Annotated in this window: 24 protein-coding genes; 22 read left to right on the top strand and 2 right to left on the bottom strand. The window is 40.7% G+C overall.

From position 1 onward, the window contains the following. Nucleotides 1-35 precede the first annotated feature (35 nt). On the top strand, nucleotides 36-422 hold the full coding sequence (locus tag LZ23_RS06050) for a GxxExxY protein (RefSeq protein WP_045212466.1): 387 nt from the start codon (nucleotides 36-38) through the stop codon (nucleotides 420-422). A 426-nt stretch (nucleotides 423-848) separates the two neighbouring features. Here LZ23_RS06050 and LZ23_RS06060 read toward each other — a convergent pair whose 3' ends face one another. Further along, a complete protein-coding gene (locus LZ23_RS06060) occupies nucleotides 849-1,037 on the bottom strand; it encodes a hypothetical protein (RefSeq protein WP_045212469.1) in 189 nt (62 codons plus the stop codon). A gap of 490 nt (nucleotides 1,038-1,527) precedes the next feature. Between LZ23_RS06060 and LZ23_RS06070 the strand changes: the two genes are divergently transcribed. The 14 genes from LZ23_RS06070 (at nucleotide 1,528) to LZ23_RS06130 (ending at nucleotide 15,669) form a co-directional block, all read left to right on the top strand. Then, on the top strand, nucleotides 1,528-2,496 hold the full coding sequence (locus LZ23_RS06070; RefSeq protein ID WP_269745163.1) for a Gfo/Idh/MocA family protein: 969 nt from the start codon (nucleotides 1,528-1,530) through the stop codon (nucleotides 2,494-2,496). Nucleotides 2,497-2,530: 34 nt separating this feature from the next. Next, nucleotides 2,531-3,166 carry a PIG-L deacetylase family protein gene (locus LZ23_RS06075; RefSeq protein WP_084590907.1) on the top strand — a complete coding sequence of 212 codons (636 nt, stop codon included), beginning with the start codon at nucleotides 2,531-2,533 and terminating at the stop codon, nucleotides 3,164-3,166. A gap of 5 nt (nucleotides 3,167-3,171) precedes the next feature. Continuing rightward, nucleotides 3,172-4,158: a sulfotransferase gene (locus LZ23_RS06080; protein WP_084590908.1), complete on the top strand. Its 987-nt coding sequence runs from the start codon at nucleotides 3,172-3,174 to the stop codon at nucleotides 4,156-4,158. 21 nt (nucleotides 4,159-4,179) lie between these two features. Continuing rightward, the gene (locus LZ23_RS06085; RefSeq protein ID WP_052507151.1) at nucleotides 4,180-4,872 is read left to right on the top strand and encodes a WbqC family protein; all 693 of its coding nucleotides are present in this window, start codon (nucleotides 4,180-4,182) and stop codon (nucleotides 4,870-4,872) included. A 54-nt stretch (nucleotides 4,873-4,926) separates the two neighbouring features. Beyond that, entirely contained in the window at nucleotides 4,927-8,199 is a 3,273-nt protein-coding gene (locus LZ23_RS06090) for a glycosyltransferase (RefSeq protein ID WP_045212476.1), read from the top strand. 74 nt (nucleotides 8,200-8,273) lie between these two features. Next, nucleotides 8,274-8,546 carry a hypothetical protein gene (locus tag LZ23_RS23920; RefSeq protein ID WP_157493114.1) on the top strand — a complete coding sequence of 91 codons (273 nt, stop codon included), beginning with the start codon at nucleotides 8,274-8,276 and terminating at the stop codon, nucleotides 8,544-8,546. Between the two features lie 165 nt (nucleotides 8,547-8,711). Further along, nucleotides 8,712-10,052 (top strand): ISNCY family transposase, encoded by a 1,341-nt coding sequence (locus LZ23_RS06095; RefSeq protein ID WP_084590909.1) that lies wholly within the window; start codon nucleotides 8,712-8,714, stop codon nucleotides 10,050-10,052. 224 nt (nucleotides 10,053-10,276) lie between these two features. Beyond that, nucleotides 10,277-10,996, top strand: a complete 720-nt coding sequence (locus LZ23_RS06100; RefSeq protein ID WP_045212479.1) for an FkbM family methyltransferase — start codon at nucleotides 10,277-10,279, stop codon at nucleotides 10,994-10,996. Between the two features lie 12 nt (nucleotides 10,997-11,008). After that, complete coding sequence (locus tag LZ23_RS06105) at nucleotides 11,009-12,250, top strand: glycosyltransferase family 2 protein (RefSeq protein ID WP_045212481.1); 1,242 nt, start codon at nucleotides 11,009-11,011, stop codon at nucleotides 12,248-12,250. 33 nt (nucleotides 12,251-12,283) lie between these two features. After that, entirely contained in the window at nucleotides 12,284-13,132 is an 849-nt protein-coding gene (locus LZ23_RS06110) for a glycosyltransferase family 2 protein (RefSeq protein ID WP_052507152.1), read from the top strand. Beyond that, complete coding sequence (locus LZ23_RS06115) at nucleotides 13,125-14,468, top strand: protoporphyrinogen/coproporphyrinogen oxidase (RefSeq protein WP_045212483.1); 1,344 nt, start codon at nucleotides 13,125-13,127, stop codon at nucleotides 14,466-14,468. The genes LZ23_RS06110 and LZ23_RS06115 overlap by 8 nt, the downstream gene beginning before the upstream one ends. A gap of 169 nt (nucleotides 14,469-14,637) precedes the next feature. Then, entirely contained in the window at nucleotides 14,638-14,862 is a 225-nt protein-coding gene (locus LZ23_RS06120) for an AbrB/MazE/SpoVT family DNA-binding domain-containing protein (protein ID WP_045212484.1), read from the top strand. Continuing rightward, entirely contained in the window at nucleotides 14,859-15,278 is a 420-nt protein-coding gene (locus LZ23_RS06125) for a PIN domain-containing protein (RefSeq protein ID WP_045212486.1), read from the top strand. The genes LZ23_RS06120 and LZ23_RS06125 overlap by 4 nt, the downstream gene beginning before the upstream one ends. Before the next feature lie 112 nt (nucleotides 15,279-15,390). After that, entirely contained in the window at nucleotides 15,391-15,669 is a 279-nt protein-coding gene (locus tag LZ23_RS06130) for a hypothetical protein (protein WP_045212488.1), read from the top strand. Between the two features lie 17 nt (nucleotides 15,670-15,686). Here the strand turns inward: LZ23_RS06130 and LZ23_RS06135 are convergent, their stop codons facing one another. Further along, nucleotides 15,687-15,986, bottom strand: a complete 300-nt coding sequence (locus tag LZ23_RS06135) for a hypothetical protein (protein WP_045212489.1) — start codon at nucleotides 15,984-15,986, stop codon at nucleotides 15,687-15,689. 404 nt (nucleotides 15,987-16,390) lie between these two features. On the opposite strand from LZ23_RS06135, the gene LZ23_RS06145 reads away from it, so the two are divergent. From LZ23_RS06145 to LZ23_RS25300, 7 genes are all read left to right on the top strand, one after another. Continuing rightward, nucleotides 16,391-16,609, top strand: coding sequence for a type II toxin-antitoxin system HicB family antitoxin (locus tag LZ23_RS06145; RefSeq protein ID WP_045212491.1), 219 nt, complete (start codon nucleotides 16,391-16,393; stop codon nucleotides 16,607-16,609). Nucleotides 16,610-17,654: 1,045 nt separating this feature from the next. Continuing rightward, nucleotides 17,655-17,978 carry a DUF6883 domain-containing protein gene (locus LZ23_RS06150; RefSeq protein ID WP_045212492.1) on the top strand — a complete coding sequence of 108 codons (324 nt, stop codon included), beginning with the start codon at nucleotides 17,655-17,657 and terminating at the stop codon, nucleotides 17,976-17,978. Further along, nucleotides 17,975-18,205, top strand: a complete 231-nt coding sequence (locus LZ23_RS06155) for a DUF4926 domain-containing protein (RefSeq protein ID WP_045212494.1) — start codon at nucleotides 17,975-17,977, stop codon at nucleotides 18,203-18,205. The genes LZ23_RS06150 and LZ23_RS06155 overlap by 4 nt, the downstream gene beginning before the upstream one ends. A 377-nt stretch (nucleotides 18,206-18,582) precedes the next feature. Next, nucleotides 18,583-18,945: a GxxExxY protein gene (locus LZ23_RS06160; RefSeq protein ID WP_045212495.1), complete on the top strand. Its 363-nt coding sequence runs from the start codon at nucleotides 18,583-18,585 to the stop codon at nucleotides 18,943-18,945. A 684-nt stretch (nucleotides 18,946-19,629) separates the two neighbouring features. Next, complete coding sequence (locus tag LZ23_RS06170; RefSeq protein WP_045212498.1) at nucleotides 19,630-19,926, top strand: hypothetical protein; 297 nt, start codon at nucleotides 19,630-19,632, stop codon at nucleotides 19,924-19,926. 165 nt (nucleotides 19,927-20,091) lie between these two features. Next, on the top strand, nucleotides 20,092-20,289 hold the full coding sequence (locus tag LZ23_RS24945) for a toxin-antitoxin system TumE family protein (RefSeq protein ID WP_232300426.1): 198 nt from the start codon (nucleotides 20,092-20,094) through the stop codon (nucleotides 20,287-20,289). A gap of 237 nt (nucleotides 20,290-20,526) precedes the next feature. Continuing rightward, nucleotides 20,527-20,649, top strand: a complete 123-nt coding sequence (locus LZ23_RS25300) for a hypothetical protein (protein WP_269745164.1) — start codon at nucleotides 20,527-20,529, stop codon at nucleotides 20,647-20,649. Nucleotides 20,650-20,668 lie beyond the last annotated feature (19 nt).

Here is a 20,668-nt window from a genome sequence, read left to right on the forward strand (position 1 = left end):
GCGCTGGGGGCGCAAAGGACGCGGGGAGTGATATCATGAGTGAAGAAAATCGAATCGGATCAATTGTCATAGATGCGGCTATCGGTGTTCATCGGGAACTGGGTCCTGGGCTGCTGGAATCAGTCTATGAAATCGTTCTCCTGCACGAGCTGCGCAGACGAGATCTGCAAGCACAAAGACAGGTTCCTGTGGCCATTGAGTATCAGGGGATGCAGTTTGATGAAGGGTTCCTGGCGGATATTGTGGTTGAGGGGAAGGTTATCCTTGAATTAAAATCCATTGAAAACGTTCACGCCTCCCACAAGAAACAATTGCTGACCTATCTCAAGCTGTCCAGGATGAGGCTTGGCTATCTCTTGAACTTTGGCGCTGAAACCATGAAGCAGGGCATTACGAGGATGGTGAATAATCTCGATGAATAGATGCAAATGGGTTCGTGTTCAAACCTCTTGCCTTTGCGTAACCTGGAGGTCTCTGCGAGAGGAAAAGAAAAAGATTGCCTCGCGCTGGGGGCGCAAAGGACGCGGAGGAAGAAGTTTTTTTTCCTAGCGGGAAGGAGGATGGGCTGGGGCTTGCCCATTCTTTCTTCCTCTGCGTAACCCGGCGAACTCTGCGAGAGCCAGAAAAATTGCCCCGCACAGGGGGCGCGAAAGGGGAAGTTTCGCGGGTTGGCCTGTGAAAAAAAGATGAACGCACCTGGGGCAGACTATAGTCCGCCCCAGGGTGGACTGAATTGGAGAACGTCTGCGAATGTTGTTGGGGTTGCAAAGAATACTGAGGTTGATCCAATTGAGGTTTCAGCGTTCAAGGACATATTTACCAGGGAGAATGTTTGAGGCTGATACGCATCAATGAAACTTCTGGCGGAGCGAGACAGCTTGGGAGTTCGCAGTAACGCGCTTTGATGGCTGACGGGGGATGTACTTCGCAGGCATCAGGGCCTTGATCATGTTCATAGCCTGTTCTGTGCCTTTGGCTTGGCCAATCCAGGGGTTGATCTGCAGCAGACGCTCCTGCAGAAAGGCTTGGTTGTTCATGGAGTTTTTTTAAGCAGGCTCAAAATGATTGTCAATCCTTTTGAGCCGGGCTTATAAAGATTTTTGTTCTTTTTGAGGTTGGTTTTCGAAAGGAAGAGCCGATTTTCTCGCGCAGGCCCTATGTGTCAGGAGGGGAATATTTCCCTGGCGGGCGGAAAAGAGGAAATGGTCACGCTTATCAGACTGTTGAAAATCTCCCAATTGCTGCGTCGCTGCAAAAATTTCAAACTCTTACGTATCCTAAATACGCCCCAGTGAAACGAAAGAAGGTTTCACGGGGTAAACTTTAACCTTGAACATTTTTTGCTTCTTGCCCTTGGAATTTTTGAACAGTCTGCAGGGTAAGGACTTTTTCAACAAGCTGTTATGCTTTCCTGCCTCAGCGTGGCCTGGCGTGTTTCGCGCGAAAAGAATCTTTTTTTTGAAAAGGATGGCAAGGTTCATGCATTAAGTTAAACTTATTGAAAAACTCAATAACAAGGAGACTGGCATGGATCATCCTCAGATAAAAAATTTTGCATTGATCGGAGCTGGGGGATATGTGGCCCCTAAACACATGAAAGCCATCAGGGATGTTGGCGGAAACCTGGTTTCCGCTCTTGACCCGGCAGATTCTGTAGGCATTCTGGACAGCTATTCCTATAATGTGGATTTTTTTACCGAATTTGAGCGTTTTGACCGCCATGCTGAAAAACTGCGCAGACTGGGAGATGAAAAGCGCATCCACTATGTAAGCATCTGCTCCCCCAACTACCTGCACGACGCACATATCCGTTTTGCCCTGCGCATTGGAGCGGATGCCATCTGCGAAAAACCCCTGGTTTTAAACCCCTGGAACTTAGACGTTCTCGAGGAAATGGAACAGGAAACAGGAAAAAAGGTTTATTGTATTCTCCAGTTAAGGCTCCACCCTACCCTCATAGCCCTGAAGCAAAAGATCGATGCCCTGCCTTCTGGCCGCAAGCACACCGTGGACCTCAGTTATATTACATCCCGGGGTCGCTGGTACTTCACCTCATGGAAAGGCAATCCGGAAAAATCCGGCGGCATTGCTTCCAACATCGGCATTCATTTTTTTGACATGCTCATGTGGATATTCGGTCCGGCCCAGCACAAGGAAGTTCATTACTCAAGCCCAAGAAGAATGGCCGGATACATTGAACTTGAAAAAGCCAGGGTACGCTGGTATCTGTCTGTGGACAGTGCAGACTTGCCGCCATCCGCCATTGAGCAAGATAAGCCTGCCTACCGCTCCATCACCATTGACGGAGAAGAGCTTGAATTCTCGGGTGGTTTCACAGACCTGCACACCCAAAGTTATCAGAATATCCTGGATGGCAATGGTTTTGGCATTAAAGAAGCAAAACCATCAATAAACTTAGTTTCAGAGCTAAGAAATGCTGTTCCGGTTCCGAGAGAAAACGGAACTGTTCATCCTTTGTTGCGTAAAAAAATGTAAGCATAAGGTATGCACCAAAAGGAGAACCATTTTAATGATTGACTTTAAAAATGTGCTGGTACTAGGGCCTCATACTGATGATGGAGAATTTGGATGTGGGGGAACCATTGCCAGGTTTATTGAAGAAGGACGACAAGTTTATTATGCAACATTTTCCTGCGCTGAGGAATCAGTTCCTGAAGGATTACCTAAAGATATTTTATTGAAAGAAGTAAGGGAATCAAGCCGAACATTGGGTATCAGTTCAGATAATTTACTGATTTTTCGCTATCAAGTTCGGAAATTCGCTCAATATCGTCAAGAAATTTTAGAAGATTTAGTTCAATTGAATAAAGAGTTAAGTCCGGATCTTGTGCTTATGCCTTCTGAACATGATTTGCACCAAGATCATTATACTGTAGCGGTAGAAGGCCTTAGAGCTTTTAAGTTTACATCTATCCTAGCCTATGAAATGCCTTGGAATAATATAAATTTCAAAACAAGATCATTCATTCACCTTAATGAAAAGCATGTGCTGAAAAAACTTGAAGCTGTAAAATGCTATAGATCTCAAACTGGAAAAAAATATGCTAATGAAGAATTTATCCGTGGTCTGGCCAAAACTAGAGGCGTGCAATGTGGTGTTGATTTTGCTGAAACTTTTGAAGTAATACGTTTAATAATAAGTTAAGTGTTATGAAAATAAAATTATGCAATAAGCGTCAAGGAAAATTCATTAAAGATAATTTTGAGGAGATGTTCATACAGAACTTAAATTATTCATTACTAAAAAATGAAAATAAGGCTTACGATAAAGATGCGGAGATAGATTACCCAATAATTTTTGTTTTTGGAGCACCACGTTCTGGAACAACTCTTTTATCACAAATTATTGCAAATAATTTTGATATTGGATTTATAAACAATTTGATGGCTAGATTTTATCTGACGCCTATACATGGAATTTATCTTTCTCAGATTGTTTTAAGAGATGCAAAAAGAATAAAATTTAATTCAGAATATGCTAGAACAGATGACTTAACCGATATCCATGAATTTGGATATTTTTGGCGTCACTGGCTTAAAAAAAAATCATTTAATGACATTGTTGAAGCAGAAAAAAAAGAAAACGATATTGATTGGAATGGTCTTAGATTGACATTGGCAAACATGCAAAGAGCATTCAAAAAAGGAATGGTTTTTAAAAATATTTTTGGCTCATATCATCTAATAAAATTTCAACAAATAATGAAAAAAATGATATACATATATATCGAACGTGACCATCTTGATACTGCTGTATCAATATTAGACGCCAGAAAAAAATATTATGGTAATATTGAAACATGGTGGAGTTATGTTCCAATTGAATACAATAATATTAAAGATTTTGATCCATACAGGCAAATAGCAGGACAAGTTTTTTACCTAAATAGATACTACAGAATGCTGACGGATAAAATGAATTGCTCAATTAGAATAAGATATAAAGAATTAGTTGAATCACCAATTAATGCAATAAATATTATAAACGAATTGTCTCATAAATTGTATAAGTATAAATTTAAGACAATACCCTTAGAAAATAAGTTCTCATTTCGAACATATCGCAATAGATGTAAAGACAAAGAAAAATTTGAAGCGGCCTTCAATGAGTTAAATATAAAATATAATAAGAAATAGTAGAAGTATATGTGTAAAATTATGGCTATGCATCAACCAAATTATCTTCCATGGATTGGATACTTTTATAAAATATCTTCTTGTGATATTTTTGTTTATCTTGATGCAATTCAGTTTCCCCGTGGGCGAAATTATTCAGCACGGACAACAATTAAAACTGCAAATGGTCCGATTACTCTAAGTATCCCAGTTTCAAAGCCAAAAGGTTTAGAAGGTAAAGCATATTATAATCAGATTGCATTTGCTGATACTAAATGGAAAAAAAAACATTTGAAAACGATTTATACTAATTACAAAAAATGTTTTTATTTTTCTGAAATATACGATATAATTGAAGAACACATTTTAAATGCTACAAATATATTAGATCTTAACATAAATTTAATCGAATCCATTGTTGATTATCTTAAAATAAAAAATAAAAGAGTAAGGTTGTCTCATTTATCAGAAAGCTTTGCACAAAAAAACGACTTGATTATCGATATTTGTCAAAAAGTGGAAGCAAATTTTTATTTATCAGGGACTGGTGGAGGCAAGGAATATAATAATGAACAAGCATTGAATAATAATAATATAAGCTTGAGATATTTAAAGTTTAAACATCCTGACTATCCGCAAATTTGGGGTAAATTTAAATCTAATCTTTCAATAGTTGACATGTTGTTCAATTGTGGGCTCGATTCACGTAAGTATTTTTTACAAAATACTAATTAATCTTCAATACAAATAACTTTATTAGTTACATTTTTGAAACACTGGGGTCGTATAATGTTATCAAAATTCAACATTAATAGATTAAATATATCGCATGCTAGCATTGATACAAGAGAGATAAATTTAAAAAATATTTTAATCTTAACGAGAAGTTACCCTCCGTATGATGGAGGGAATGTTGGACATAGTGTCCGTATTTACTATCTCAGCAACTATCTTGCAAAAAATGCATATAACGTATACGTTCTTTTTTTTCATGAACTTATTCAAGATAGAGAATGCCCGCAAAAACATAAAAATGTTTTTCTATTAAATCATTTTTTTGAAAAAAATAAACTTAATTTTAATGACAATACTGATGTATTAAATTTTTGCTTTGATATCATTAATAAAAAAAACATTTCAACTATAATATCAAGCTCTCCACCTTTAGACGCTCATCTAATTGCGCAATCACTTAAACTTTTTCACAGTAAAAAAATTTTTTGGATATGTGACCTCAGGGATATTACGAGTAGCCATCCAAATCTTAGAGCTAAGCACCCAGAACATCTACTAAATCAAAAGGAACATGAATTATCTGCAGTTGCCCATTCGGATGTTATAACTACTGTTTCAATTGGTGCAAAAAAGGCTATTGAAAATTTACAAAAAAAATCAAAAAATAATATTAAGCTTAATGAGATTTGTATAGTTGAAAATGGATATGTTGATCTTGAAAAAATCCCGCCGCAGAACGAATTTAAAAATTTCGTTTCGTCTTCAAGAAATAAAGGAAAAATAATCTTAGTTTATGCAGGTACTGGTGTCCTAACTGGAGATATCGAAAGCTCGATTGCAAAGGACGTAACGCTAATTTTTGACATTATTTCCAAAATTCCAATATTTAGAAAAAACTTTGCAATCATAATTCAAGGTAATGTAAAGGTAAATTCTGAATATTTAAAATTTCTTCATCCTGAACTAAGTTACTGTATATTTCCCAGAACGGACAATAGACAAATGAGAGCTAATCTAGGTTTGTGTGATATTGGGTTCATAGTAAACACTGACTCTACTTTAGGGCCAATAGGCATGGCTGGCAAACTTTATGAATATATTTCTTGTGGGCTTTGTTTATTGCAAGTTATTCCTAACAACTCACTCTCTCGATTAGAATTTGCTAAAAAGCACAACTGGAAACCATTTACTGCTGATGCGCACAACAATTCTTCAATAATTGAAACTCTTTACGAAATTATTCAAAACAAAAATAATCTTGATAATAGAAGGTTTACATATGAAGAAATTCAACCTTATAATCGATACCGTCAGTATGATAAAATTATTGATTTGATTAAATACCGTGAAAAATACGTAAGATCTATTCCCAGTAAATTAGCTTTAGATAAAGTGCGAAAAGACTCTGTTAACAATTCATTTTCTCAAAAACCATTAATAGAAAATTTAAAAAATATTCGCTGGAATCAAAAATTAAGCCTTTATAAGAAATATATAGAGTCTATAAAATTTCGTAACAGCCTTGTTGCACCAAAAATTTCCATAATCGTCATCTCTTGGCGACTTCACCCGGACACCATCAAAAACTTCCAGATTTTGGAAAAACAGCGTGATCAGAATTTTGAGCTGATCTTTGTGGACAACGGGGGGAAGTCAGGTGAGTTTGAAGAGCTGAAGCCATATATTGATACCTATGTCCGACTGAACACCAACACAGGAGCCTATCTTGCGCGAAACATAGGTGCCGTGTTTGCCAAAGCCCCGATCCTATTTTTCTTGGAAGATGACGGAATTCCTGCTGTAAATATTGTCCAGGCCCATCTTGATGCTCATGAAAAATATGATGTGATTGCTGTCAGGGGAGTGTATCAGCCTAAAACTAAAAACCCTCTCAATGAAATTGCAGAGCATTATTATCTTGGTGAAAAATTATATCCCAGATTTGGTGATCTTGAGGGAAATGTTTCTTATAATGCAAATATTTTTTTTCAAGCGGAAGGATGGGACGATAATATCAAGTTTGGTCATGGAGGGATAGACTTATGCTACCGTTTGCTAAAGGTTGATCCGGACATGAGGAAGCAGATCTACTCACCTGCCCCGGTTATTTTGCATGACTATGCTGTTGATGAGAATTATTTAGTCAGTAAGCGAAAAAAGCAAAGTCAGTCATGGCAGTATCTCAGGCAAAAACATGGCCCTGATTTTGATCGATTTCTTCCGTCATGGGACAAATTTATAGGTAAAGAGCAGCTTATAATCAATACATCGCCAACACTATCTCCCATGAAAACTTTTAACGAAACAGTATTTTTGAATGAATGTAATCTCAGTAAATCTTCAAGCATTATAAGGTCAGGAAATTACAATTTGATAAAAGAAGATATTTTGAAAATTAATTGGGTGTTATCTATGAGATGTAACTACTCTTGTAGTTATTGCACTGTGCATGATCACACATCACCGTTCACAAATTTCAATGAACTAATGACAGCGGTTAACCATATATCTAAATTTTCAAATAAAAAAATCAAAATTACCTTGAGTGGAGGAGAGCCAACGATACATCCTGAATATCGAAATTTAATTGAATATCTTATTGAAAAAGAGCCTAACAGGGTTTCCATTTTGACAATTACAAACTTAAGCATGCCTGAAATTTTTTTCAAAAAATTATTAACTTCAAATAAATCTTATGAAAATAAATTGACTTTTGTAAGCTCATATCATGTTGAACATGCTTTAAAAGAAAAGTTTATAAAAAGAGCAATGACAGTAGCAGATATGGGCTTCAATATAAATATCTTATTAATTGCACACCCCAAAATGATGCAAGACATTAAGGTGATACATAAGGTTTTGAAAAAATTTAGCAATGAAAAATTAAAGGTCAATGTTAAGCTTGTTAGAGAAAAGTTCGGGTCATATCCAGATCTGCGATATACAGATAATGACTACAAATGGTTCAATAAGTACCATAATGATATAAAAGATAAGATCATCATTCTTGATCGGTATGATAACAATACACACAAAATTGTTAGAGATGAGTTTACACCTGATGAAATTATCGTAGCTGGCTTGAATAGGTTTAAGGGTATGTTCTGCAATGCTGGAATTAATATGTTATCAATACATCAAGATGGTACTGTAAATCGAGCAGTTTGTTTCAGAGGAAAAATACCTGGAGAAAACATTTTTGATCAAAACTTTAATCCCAAATTATTTGAAAAACCCGTAGTTTGTCCTTTTGATGCATGTGGATGTCTTGCAGATTTAGGTTTACCAAAATACAAAAAAGGTTTTTGCAATTTTGATCAATTATAAGTCGATGAAATTGTTGCCTCGAATGTAAAAAAATAGTTGATACCATTATCCTTGTCATAAAAAAAGTCATTTACATGACTATATATACTAATGATATATTATCCACTACAAATTCAACACTTTCATTAAATGAACTTATTCGAAATTCTTATAGAATCATCCTTATAGGCAATTCCTCAATTCAAAACATTCTTGGAAGACCCGTTGCCGCAGTATGTCCTGTCGATGGGAAGGAGCCTGAAAATCATCAAGATTACCCGCGTGTAATCAATGTGGAAGATATTTTGGATGAGATTAAGCCTGATGAACCTGTCATTATTCACAGTTTATGCTCGCCAGATTGCTGACATTTTATCAAAAGCTGGAATTAGTTTCTATCCGGAAATATTTAACGGCCTGAAATTTAACTGTATTTTGCGATAAATCAATTGACTTTTAATGCACTTTTTGGCATGCTTCCTTTTGTAAGCAGGCGATTATACTGTAAAAGCCAGAAAGGAGGCATGCAAAAAGTGCGAAAAATATTTGAAAATCAGCCTAATCTCTTTCACCTGATGCCGAATAATAAACTTGGTAAACAGCTCGGAAAAATATCTGTCATATTGTCTGAGAATAAGCAAGTGCTCAACAACATATTTATCGACATAGCTGCGGACAAAGATCATACAGTTGGCCGCAATGGATTGAATGCTAACCAGGTACTGAGATGCGCTGTTCTCAAAATGCTGATGAACTTCACCTATGAACGCCTGGAATTTCATTTGTCAGATTCTCAGGCCATGAGAGCATTTGCCAAGCTGAACTACAATCAAAAGCCAAGCAAATCATCTCTACAGGCAAACATAAAGTCCATATCTGAAGACACATGGGAAAAGATCAATAAAGCTCTGGTCATGTACAGCCTTGATACAAAGATCGAGACAGGAAATATGACCAGAACAGACGCCACGGTTGTGGATACCAATATCCATGAGCCTTTAGACTCAACCCTTTTGCAGGACGGCATCAGAGTCATTACCAGAATCCTGGGCCAAATAAATGAACTCTGTCCGGGGCTCATATTCACAGACCATAACCGGGCTGCCAAAAAGAGAGTCATGGAAATTATGCACGCAAAGCAGAACAAGAAGACAAAACCCTACAAGAAACTACTGAGATTGGCCGACAATGTCGCGCATTACGCCGACCAGGCTCATGCCCGGCTTGAAGCATACAATGATCCAGACATCGAAAAAAAGCTTCTGGCCGAACATCTCAAAGAGCAGCTTGAATACAACCTGAAAATGCTGCACAAAGTCATGGATCAAACCATACGCCGGGTAATCAACAAGGAACATGTTCCTGCTGATGAAAAGCTGACTTCTTTCTTTGAACCCCACAGCGACATCATAGTAAAAGACAGAAGAGACACCTACTTCGGACACAAAGTCTATCTGACTACTGGAAAAAGCGGCCTTGTCCTGGACTGTATGATGCCAAGAGGTAACCCGAATGATTCCACTCTTGTTGGGGAAATCGTGGATCGTCAAAAGCAGATCCTTGAAAAGACCCCCAGACAAATATCCATGGACGGAGGTTTTGCCTCCCAAGATGGCTTAAACAAAGCCAAAGAAGCGGGAGTCAAGGATGTCTGCTTTGCCAAGAAACGCAACCTGAACATCCTGGATATGGTCAAAAGCTCTTATGTATACAAAAAGCTTCGCAACTTCAGGGCCGGGATAGAAGCCATCATCTCCGCCATGAAGCGGGCCTTTGGTCTGGACCGCTGCACCTGGAGAGGCTGGGAGGGCTTCAAGCAGTACGTCTGGTCCAGCGTGGTTGCCTTCAATCTCCAGATTCTGGCCACTGCTTAGTAAACCCAGAGGTGACAAAGCTCACTCCCAGGGAGTAGTACGTCGAAAAATTAGCTTTACGGTATATTTTTTCATAGAACGTGTTACCCGGCCTGAGCTAAGGGGATATTAACCCCAGTATAAATCTTTTAGCAGACTATAGCTCTTGCGCAACCGGGGTTTCCGGATGGAAACGAATTAACAACATCATTGATATCACTCACGAATCCTGGCGTGGAGCTCAAATGCTTGACCGGGATCTCATAACTGAAAACATGGATTCAATAGCAAAACTGTATGATCTTCTTGCTGATGATGAATCGCGTAATGTGTTAACCATGATGCTCAAATTTAGAATTACCATGGACCCAAGGTTGATTAAATGTTCAGCATATCGTCAATATCATCACCCTGAAGTCAGCCCGGTTCACGGAGATTTCCTTCTGGATGGAGGAGCATTTACCGGTGATACGGTTCTGGATTTTTCCAGGACCCTGCAAGGTAAAATCAAAGGGGTTTGCTTTGAGCCTGACAAAGAAAATTTCAAAATTCTTGAACATAATCTTTATGCCAACAAGCTGGATCGAAAGTTCAAAGCTGTGCCTCTGGGACTATGGAGCAAGAGCGCTACTTTATCCTTTGACAGTGCAAGTCAGTCTTCCCGCATTGTTGAAAACTCTTCAAATTCAATTAAAGTGATTGATATTGATACATATTGCAAAAGGACAGGATTAGCACCGGATTTAATAAAAATGGATGTTGAAGGCGCTGAACTTGAAGCTTTGGCTGGTGGCGAATCAACAATAAAAACCCTCAAACCCAAAATGATGGTCAGTGCTTACCACCATGGCATCCACTTATGGGAAATCCCCCTGCGCCTTGCAGATATGGGCTACAATGAAATATTTCTTGGTCATCACCCACCAGAATATACCATATATGAAACTGTAGTTTATTGCAGATAGAAGAGACATCTTATGCCTACAAACAATAAAGAATCATACCAGAATCTTGCTGATCATTACTTAAAACAGGGAAACCAGAAAAAATATAAGCACTACATTGAGCTTGCCAGAAGCATTAAGGACGATTCTTTTGCGCCAGAACCTATAAGCACCACAGAGAATCTCTTGGTCCCTTCTGTGGAAGAATTGATTAAACTATACAACTTCGGCAAGCACAGCATGCTTGTTGAGCTGGCTGCAAAAAATCCAAATCACGAAATTTTGCCTTACCTGGCATCATCAATTTATTTTTCCCAGAACAAGCCCGATCTTGCAGCAGAATCAGCATCAAATATAAAAGACAATGATCAGAAAAGGCTGCGTATTAAAACCGCAGGCGCTTGGAAAAAAATTAATAAACCCCTTAACAGTGAGCCAAGGGTTCACCTTCTTATACTGTCTCACAACAGGGAGGAGTATGTAGAAAATGCCTTGCAGCAGCTGGCAGCAACTGATTACAGAAACTATGCAGTTTACATTGCTGATAATGGCTCTGAAGACCGTACATGGGATATTGTACAGGAAGCTGTTAAGGCCTTTCCAGAGCATATCAAGGTCAAAATTGAAAAATTTCCTACCAACATTGGACGACCAGCTGGACATAACTGGCTGTTGACTAAATATGACCATTCCGGGGCTGATTATATCGCTATTGGTGATGACGACCTGGTAGAAGTACCTCCAGACTGGCTGACCAGAATGGTTCAGACGGCCAAGGCCTTTCCCAGATGCGCAGTTGTTGGGGGCAAGGCCCTAAATCCTGGCAAGCCTGATGTTATTCACGGCGGAATACGCAATATAACCAGGTTTTCTTCAGACCAGCTAAATTTAAGCAACGGTGATGACCAAATCGACTATGGACAATTTGATTATGTAGATAAAGTGGACCATGTAATCGGATGCCTGCATATTTATGATCGTCAAATTTTGTTTGATGAAGTGGGGTTATTTGATATCAGATTCTCCCCCTGCCAGTATGTAGATATTGACCATCATCTTCGAATCAGAATGTTGGGCTATGATATAATCTTCAATGGTCTTATTTCATTTCGTCATTTAAGGGCCATGGGCAATCAGGCCAAGAAGGACATTACACTTGCAGGAAATTCTCAAGGAAATGCAATTAAAATCCTTCATAAATTTAATCAGCATGCAGTTAATAAACAGCTTAACTTCCTCTCAGAAGAGCGTATGAAATGGCTTAATGCTGATTAGCCCTACCTCAACCACTTTAATAATGGAAAAGTTATGTCTTCTCTCAGTACAGAACCCAGAATCCATGTCCTCCTCTATACCTTCAATAAAGCTGACGAACTCGGCCAAACCTTGGCCAGCCTCAGAAAAACAGATTATGACAACTACAAGGTTTTTCTGCTCAATAACGGCAGCACAGATCACACCTCTAAAATATTAGATGCCCTGCCCCAAAAAATGTTTCCAGGCATGGAAATAATTAATCTGCCAGTAAATATTGGTGCGCCTGCGGCCCGAAACTGGCTTCTGGCTTTGCCTGAACATGAGACCTGCGAATACATTGCCTATTTTGATGATGACATCAGGGTGGAACCTGACTGGCTGAAAAAAATGCTTGCAGCTTTAAAAGAAAATCCCCAAGCCGGTGTTGTTGGTGCCAAAATCTTGAATATCGGCAAACCCAAAACCATTCAGCACTCAGGTGGAATTCTTACCAAATCTGAAGACTGGATTGATAATGTTGCCATCTGGACAAGTGTTACAGATAATGGTCAATTTGATAATGTTTCAGAACGCGACTATCTCATGGGATGTGCCAACCTTTATCGGATTGACGCAATCAGGGATGTTGGGGATTTTGATCTCCAATTTTCCCCGACCCAGTTTGATGATGTTGATCATCATTTAAGAATGCGCCTCAAAGGCTGGAAAGTACTATTTCACGGCGGTGTAGAGGTTTTGCACACCCGCAAAAGCGGCGGCCCGCATAATCATAACCACATAGCCAACAGATATAAATTGCAGAACAAGTATACAAAAAGAATGGCCGGGCAAATAATCAGCCAGGGGGCTGTGGTTGATTTTCTAAAAAAACATCCCTGGGCTAAAGAACAAAATGGATAAGCAAATACTCATAATAGGCGCTGGTCCCACCGGCCTTGGCTCCGGGTACAGGCTTCAGGAGCTTGGTTATAAAAACTGGCGGATAGTGGAAAAAAATTCTTATGCCGGAGGCCTGGCCGCAAGCTTTGTGGATGACCAGGGCTTTACCTGGGATGTGGGCGGTCACGTAATATTTTCTCATTACAAGCGTTTTGACAAACTGGTGGATCAGGCTTTGGGCAGTGACTATCTTGAACACCTGCGTGAAAGCTGGATACGTATCCTGGATCGCTGGATTCCTTACCCTTTTCAAAACAATATTCGGCATCTGCCCAAAGAAGCGGTTTTTGAGTGCCTTGAGGGGCTGTATGAAGCCAGCCAGGCCATGGATGGCTCCGCTGCAAATTTCAAAGAATGGATACTGTCAATTTTTGGACAGGGAATTTCAGACTATTTTATGCTCCCATACAACAAAAAAGTCTGGGCTGCTCCTCTGGAAAAAATGTCCAAGGACTGGATTGCTGAGAGAGTGTCCATTGTTGATTTCAAGCGTGTCCTGGAGAACGTGATCCTGGAAAAGGACGATGTGAGCTGGGGGCCCAACAATAAGTTCAAATTTCCATTAAACGGAGGAACTGGGGAAATTTTCCGCAATACTGCCATGCGTTTTGAGGATCATATTGATTATGATAAGTCCATTGAATGGATTGATGTTGAAAAAAAACAGACCCGGCTTTCAGACGGAAGTACCAGGAGCTATGATCTACTCATATCCACCATGCCTTTGGATGTCCTTGTTTCAAAGATCAGAAACAGACCGGAACAAGTTCAAAATGCTGCCGGCTTGCTTGTAGCCAATAAAGGACTGGTTGTGGGGGTAGGTTTTGAACGAAGTGATGCTTCAAAAAAATGCTGGATGTATTTTCCGGAAAAAAAGTCCCCCTGCTACCGGGTGACCTACTTTTCCAATTATTCATATAACAATGTTCCGGACATCAATAGTAATTTTTCCCTGATGGGTGAAATATCCTATCCAAAAGACACTCATGTGGACAAAGAACTGGCAGTTGAACAGACCATCCAGGGCTTTATCAATACCGGATTGATAAGGCCTGAAGATAGAAACCTGATTAAGAGTGTCTATACCATTGATATCGAGCACAGCTATCCAGTTCCTACCTTAGAGCGGGACAAGGCTCTAAACGTTATCCAGCCATGGCTTGAGAGCAAAGATATATATTCTCGGGGCAGATTCGGGGCCTGGAAATACGAAGTGGCCAACATGGACCATTCTGTTGTCCAGGGCATGGAAGTGGTGGACCGGCTGCTGATGGGGGAGGATGAAAAGATTTTATAGAAGAAATACGAGGATAAAACATAATGCCGGGATAATAAAGACAATTCTGGAATGCTGGGATGCTGGAATGCTGTTGAATGCATTTTTGATTCTGCATCTTTAGGGTCTTTACACTTATCGAGCAATGAAATATTTTGATACTTAAAAAGTAATTCACGTGGAGGAGCTGATGCGTAGTACAATTACTGAACGAGGGCAGACAGTCGTGCCCGCTGAGATCAGGCGAAAGTTTCATCTCAAACCTTCTGACCGTCTTGAATGGTTCGTTGGGCCTGATGGCATTCGCGTTGTGCCGGTTGTGGACGACCCGATTACCGCTTTTCGAGGCAAGGGGAAAGGCGGAGGAACCAAGCGACTTTTGGAGGAACGCGCCTATGACCGAGGTTTGGAGTGAAACGATATCTGCTTGATACATCGGCTCTTCTGACATTGCGCGATGACGAACCTGGAGCGCAGCGCGTGGCGGATATCTTGCGGATGGGACAGCATAAGCAGGCAAAGTGCTTTGGCTGCTTTATCACCTTGATGGAGATTCTCTGTCGTGTCTGGCGTGATGAGGGTGAGAGTCAGGGATGGCTGGCCTATGAGCAGTGCCTTGTCTTGCCTATGGAATGGATTCATGAGTCCCCTGATTTGCTTTGTAAAGCCGCTGAAATCAAAGCAACCAACTCTCTGTTTCTTGCCGATGCCTGGATAGCGGCCGGTGCCGTACTTCAAGGGGCTGTACTGGTGCACAAGGACCCCGAGTTTCAAGCCCTTAACGTGGGCCAGGAAATTCTTCCTCTGAAAGGGAAACCATCTTCCACATGACAGAAATGCTGGAGTGCTGGCCCTAGTTGAATCCAGCCCCACATGAACACCCAAAGGATGTCCAGTTTAAGGGGGTAAGCTCCGCAGACGCTTACGCATCATTCAACGGGGATTGAAAGAAATTCTGGGATGCTGGGGATACAAAGATAATACCGGGATGCTCGCCCCGGTGAAATCAGCTCCACTGGCCTTCGGCATTTCCCGGGGTAAAAATGCTGGGATGAGTAATCGTTCACCGTTCAGGGTTCAACGTTCAAGGTTGGGAGACAGGAAGAAGATAGAAGAAGTGCTGGGACGAGTATACGTTCACCGTTCAGGGTTCATGGTTCAAGGTTGGGAGACAGGAAGAAGAAATAAGAAATGCTGGGCAGAGGATTTGGACCGCAGATAAGAAGGAGAAGAAAAGAATTATTGGCCACGGACAAGAAAGGCAGACAATAAAGACAGACTGAAGAGAAAATCATTTCCTGTGAAGGACTTCTTCACAGAAAAACTTCCCTCGCCAAAGGCGATGACAATTTTTTCTACCGGCAAGTCGCCGGGTGAAAAATGTTTTAGTCTGTATTTAACGTCTGACTTTTCGTCTGTGGCTGAAATAAGAAAAGAACTGTTGGCCTTGGACCGGAAAGACAGGCAGAAAAGAAAGGAAAGATTAATGGCCACGGACAGGAAAGGCAGACAATAAAGACAGACTGAAGAGAAAATCATTTCCTGTGAAGGACTTCTTCACAGGAAAACTTACCTCGCCAAAGGCATGACAACCTTTTCTCTCAGCATCTTGCTGCATAAATTTGAAATTATCTCATTCCTTGTTCTTGCCAGCTTTTTTGATTTTCATTAAAAAGGTATTGTAAAAGATTCATGCAGAAAAAGAAACTTCTAAAAAAAATTATCAATGGATCCAGAAATGTAAAGTTTTCTGATATGGTGAACTTGGTGAAAGGGTTCGGATTTTGTTTATGAAGAACTGAAGGAAGCCACCACATTTTTGTGCATCCGAACATACCTGAACAGATTAATCTCCAGGAAGTAAAAGGAGAAGCCAAACCATATCAAGTAAGACAATTTGTCAAACTTATTGAAAAACATAACCTGCATTTGGAGAAAGAATAATGTCTGATTATCATGTTAATATTTTCTATTCACAAGAAGATCAGGGATATATAGCTGATATTCCTGATCTCGAATCGTGTTCAGCGTTCGGGGAAACGCCTGAAAGTGCACTGAGAGAGGCTCTTATAGCGAAAAAACTATGGATAGAATCTGCAAAAATTCAAGGAAAACCAATACCTTCTCCCATGTATCGTCCAGCCATCTACCAAGTTGCATAAAAGGGATGATGACTGCAGGTGATCATTTTTTAAGAAGAAAGAAGATTTAATGGCCACGGACGGGGGAGGCAGACGGTTTTGGGCCAGGAAGAGGAAGAGTTTATTGGCCACAGACAAGAAAGGCAGACGTCAAAGGCAGACGTAAGAGAAAATCATTTCCTGTGGAGGACTTCTCCACAGGAAAACTTGCCTCGCCAAAGGCGATGACAATTTTTTCTACCGGCAAGTTGCCGGGTGAAAAGTGTTTTAGTCTGTATTAAACGTCTGTCTTATCGTCTGTGGCTAAAATAAGAAAAGTATTATTGGCCACGGACAAGAAAGGTTCACCCAGTTAAATCCAGCGTAGCTGGAACGCGAAGCGTTATTTAACCGGGCAGGGACTATAAAGGCAGACAAAAGAACTATCATTTTCTGTGAAGGACTTCTCCACAGAAAAACTTCCCTCGCCAAAGGCGATGACAATTTTTTCTACCGGCAAGTCGCCGGGTGAAAAATGTTTTAGTCTGTATTAAACGTCTGTCTTATCGTCTGTGGCTGAAATAAGAAAAGTATTATTGGCCACGGACAGGAAAGGCAGACGGGAAAGGCAGACGTAAGAGAAAATCATTTCCTGTGGAGGACTTCTCCACAGGAAAACTTGCCTCGCCAAAGGCGATGACAATTTTTCTACCGGCAAGTTGCCGGGTGAAAAATGTTTTAGTCTGTATTAAACGTCTGTCTTATCGTCTGTGGCTAAAATATGAAAAGAATTTATGGCCACCCCGATGAAACCCAGTGAAATTCGCTCCGCTGAGACTTCGTCCCCCAATGAAATCCAGCACAGCTGGACTGCCACGGGCAGTATTTCATGGGGTAAATATTTCACAAGGCAAGCAACGCGAAGCGTTCCTGCGAAGCAGGGTTTCATCGATGCTGGAAATGAGAGGCAAGTTTAATTTTCAGGAAAAACTGAAGGATACCTCTCAACCTTTTGTAATATTGTAAAAAATCATACTATTGATGTAGAACCCTTTCATTTTTTGTCTTGATATGAGAAAAAGACCTAATGCACGTTGAAAAACGAAAAATTCTTGATTACCTGCTCAACAAGGAAAAAAGTCGAGGAAAAGCTGCTTTCTTTATGACTATGGGCTTTAAAGCTTCACATTGGGAGGTATTGGCGCAAGCCCTTAAAAATCAAGCCGTTATAGGGACAGTATCCAGCATTGTTGAATCGCCATACGGAATCCGCTATACTGTTGATGGTCCCATCGAAACTCCAAATAAACGCTCACCAATGCCCAGTATAAGAACAGTATGGATCAGAGAATCTGCTACTGAAGAATGGAGACTTGTTACCGCTTATCCTCTAAAAGGAGATACACCATGATTAAAGAACATGAGAATGCTGTTTTGACAGTCGATTTACCTTCTACGGGCCTTGTGGCTGGAGATGTTGGTGTTGTGGTACATGTATACAAGCATGCAAAGGCCTATGAGGTCGAATTTATTGCACTTGACGGGAATACATTGTCAGTTGAGACCCTGGATGCTGACAAAATCCGACCTATCCGAGATCGCGAGATGCCACATGTCCGTGACATGGCTGCTGCCTGATAACCTGATGCTTTCATCTCTAAAAAATGCCAAATAATGGCAACCTTTTCTCCCAGCATGTCGCTGGGAGAAAAATGCTTATGTCTGTCTTCAGTGTCTGACTTAATGTCTAGCGAAGTTCACCCCGTGAAATGCCGCTTACGGCGCTGCGTAGCAGATTTTACTGGGGCGGGTGGCTAAAAAAAGAAAATATTTATTGGCCACAGACAGGAAAGACAGACGAGTAGGACAGACTGAAGCAAATTTCCAGTGGGCGACGGAGTCCACTGGAAAGGTGTCCTGCTTAATGTTTTTCTATGAGGTTTGGGAGATGGAAAGTTTTTCGTCTACCTTTCATATCTGCCATTCTCGTCTGTGGTTAGAAAAAGAGGTTTTGCATGGATGTCAATGAGCTGACATATGCCATTAACGGGGCGATATATGAAGTGAACAAGGTGCTTGGAGCCGGATTTCTGGAGAAGGTCTATGAACAAGCCCTGATGGTTGAGCTTGAAAAGCGAGGGTTGAGGGCTGAGAACCAAGTTTCCATTACTGTGTGGTACAAAGACTTGGTGGTTGGCGAGTATTTTGCTGATATCGTGGTGGAAGACCAAGTCATTGTGGAGTTGAAGGTGGTAGGGGGGTTGAGTGGTGTACACGAGGCGCAGATGCTGAACTATCTAAAGGCGACCGGATTCAAGGTGGGACTGCTGGTAAACTTTGAATATCCCAAGGCTGTGATCAAGCGCTACATGCTGTGATAAATGAATTGTTTGCCACAGACAGGAAAGGCAGGAAAAATTAATGGCCACAGACAAGAAAGACAGACTTGAAAGGCAGACGTAGGATATTTTCCTGTGGAGGACTTCTCCACAGGAAAGCTGTCCTCGCCAAAGGCGCGACAACCTTTTCTCCCAGCATGTCGCTGGAGAAAAATGTTTTAGTCTGTCTTAAACGTCTGACTTATCGTCTGTGGCTAAAAAAAGAAAAGAATTTATGGCCACAGACCTGAAAGACAGACTATAAAGGCAGAAGGGGGATAATTTTCTGTGGAGGACTTCTCCACAGGTAAGCTTGCCTCGCATAGAGATGACATGTTTTTTTACCGGCAAGTTGCCGGGAAAAAATGTTTTAGTCTGTATTTAACGTCTGTCTTATCGTATGTGGCAAAAAAAAGAAAGAAGATTCATTGGCCACAGACAGGAAAGACAGACTTGAAAGGCAGACGTAGGATATTTTCCTGTGGAGGACTTCTCCACAGGAAAGCTGTCCTTGCCAAAGGCGTGACAACCTTTTCTCCCAGCATGTCGCTGGGGAAAAATGCTTTAGTCTGTATTTAACGTCTGACTTATCGTCTGTGGCTAAAAAAAAGAAAAGAATTAATGGCATTGAGCTGAGAAAAATACATCCCTGAATTTTTCAGGTTCATCCGGATGGAGGAAGGTATGAATGAAATACGATTGATGACAGACAAACCTGACAAGGCAGCGGAAATATTAAATGATGCACTGGCCATTGAGAAGGCAAGATTGCAGTATAGCCTTGAACTGTCTCAGAAACGCTTGAAATATTTTGAAGAGAAGTACGGTATTGACAGTGAACGGTTCATGATCGAAGGGTCTGCTGAAGATCTGGAGGAAAAGGATATGGAGTATGTGGAGTGGGCTGGAGAATATAAACTGGCCACTTCGATGATCAACAGGATTGATGTCATTACCGGAATCAGACATGAGCCTTCATGAATATTTACAAGCATTTCGGGAAGCCATCGATAGAATTGACCGTTATGGATACGCGGACTCCATCAGTTTTCATCAAGAATTAAGAGCAGGAAAGCAGGCGCTGCTGAAAGTGACCGTCATCCTGGTCGATGGAAGCCTCTTCATATCAAAGAATATATCGATGCAATGTACGGCATTGAGGTGGTCAGCTATGGATATCAATACCAGGACATAAATGGCAGCCTGCACTTCCGATATGACAATGCCCGTCACAAGCCAGAACTACAATTTAAAGAACATAAGCATTTGCCAGGCAACAAGATCATTGAAGCACCACCTTCGGATATTTCAGAACTTGTAGATGAAGTTATCAGTTTCTTGTGAACGTTAACAAAAGGAAAAAAGTATTGGCCACCCCCGATGAAACCCTGATAAACCCCTTTGGGAGATCGTGCCGAGCTGTCGAACCAAACTGGATCCAGGATTCTTCCTGATTTTTTATAGTTTGGCCTGGTACCTTAGGACCGGACCCCAGAATGATTTTCAATCCTGTTGAACCGTAACGACCAGATTTTTCTTTCTGTGTTGGCGAAATCCCGGATATGGTAAAGCATCAGGTCAATGATTATTTTGTCACCGATTGACGATGATACGGAGCTGGTAGATGGGCTGGGTCATGGGGAGATAAAAGGCGGGAAGCAGGATTCGGATAAAATGCCGAGAGAAGGTCTTGAAGAACTATAACCTTCCTTTGCAGGCGGGG

Origin of the sequence: Desulfonatronovibrio magnus (assembly GCF_000934755.1) — a bacterium.
GTDB lineage: Bacteria > Desulfobacterota > Desulfovibrionia > Desulfovibrionales > Desulfonatronovibrionaceae > Desulfonatronovibrio > Desulfonatronovibrio magnus.

Coding starts and splice junctions, on each gene's coding strand:
- LZ23_RS24945 (WP_232300426.1), top strand. CDS start 20,092: ATGTACGGCATTGAGGTGGTCAGCTATGGATATCAATACCAGGACATA.
- LZ23_RS06050 (WP_045212466.1), top strand. CDS start 36: ATGAGTGAAGAAAATCGAATCGGATCAATTGTCATAGATGCGGCTATC.
- LZ23_RS06070 (WP_269745163.1), top strand. CDS start 1,528: ATGGATCATCCTCAGATAAAAAATTTTGCATTGATCGGAGCTGGGGGA.
- LZ23_RS25300 (WP_269745164.1), top strand. CDS start 20,527: ATGATTATTTTGTCACCGATTGACGATGATACGGAGCTGGTAGATGGG.
- LZ23_RS06155 (WP_045212494.1), top strand. CDS start 17,975: ATGATTAAAGAACATGAGAATGCTGTTTTGACAGTCGATTTACCTTCT.
- LZ23_RS23920 (WP_157493114.1), top strand. CDS start 8,274: ATGACTATATATACTAATGATATATTATCCACTACAAATTCAACACTT.
- LZ23_RS06160 (WP_045212495.1), top strand. CDS start 18,583: ATGGATGTCAATGAGCTGACATATGCCATTAACGGGGCGATATATGAA.
- LZ23_RS06080 (WP_084590908.1), top strand. CDS start 3,172: ATGAAAATAAAATTATGCAATAAGCGTCAAGGAAAATTCATTAAAGAT.
- LZ23_RS06105 (WP_045212481.1), top strand. CDS start 11,009: ATGCCTACAAACAATAAAGAATCATACCAGAATCTTGCTGATCATTAC.
- LZ23_RS06060 (WP_045212469.1), bottom strand. CDS start 1,037: ATGAACAACCAAGCCTTTCTGCAGGAGCGTCTGCTGCAGATCAACCCC.
- LZ23_RS06110 (WP_052507152.1), top strand. CDS start 12,284: ATGTCTTCTCTCAGTACAGAACCCAGAATCCATGTCCTCCTCTATACC.
- LZ23_RS06075 (WP_084590907.1), top strand. CDS start 2,531: ATGATTGACTTTAAAAATGTGCTGGTACTAGGGCCTCATACTGATGAT.
- LZ23_RS06135 (WP_045212489.1), bottom strand. CDS start 15,986: ATGATTTTCTCTTCAGTCTGTCTTTATTGTCTGCCTTTCCTGTCCGTG.
- LZ23_RS06145 (WP_045212491.1), top strand. CDS start 16,391: ATGTCTGATTATCATGTTAATATTTTCTATTCACAAGAAGATCAGGGA.
- LZ23_RS06120 (WP_045212484.1), top strand. CDS start 14,638: ATGCGTAGTACAATTACTGAACGAGGGCAGACAGTCGTGCCCGCTGAG.
- LZ23_RS06085 (WP_052507151.1), top strand. CDS start 4,180: ATGGCTATGCATCAACCAAATTATCTTCCATGGATTGGATACTTTTAT.
- LZ23_RS06170 (WP_045212498.1), top strand. CDS start 19,630: ATGAATGAAATACGATTGATGACAGACAAACCTGACAAGGCAGCGGAA.
- LZ23_RS06115 (WP_045212483.1), top strand. CDS start 13,125: ATGGATAAGCAAATACTCATAATAGGCGCTGGTCCCACCGGCCTTGGC.
- LZ23_RS06100 (WP_045212479.1), top strand. CDS start 10,277: ATGCTTGACCGGGATCTCATAACTGAAAACATGGATTCAATAGCAAAA.
- LZ23_RS06150 (WP_045212492.1), top strand. CDS start 17,655: ATGCACGTTGAAAAACGAAAAATTCTTGATTACCTGCTCAACAAGGAA.
- LZ23_RS06090 (WP_045212476.1), top strand. CDS start 4,927: ATGTTATCAAAATTCAACATTAATAGATTAAATATATCGCATGCTAGC.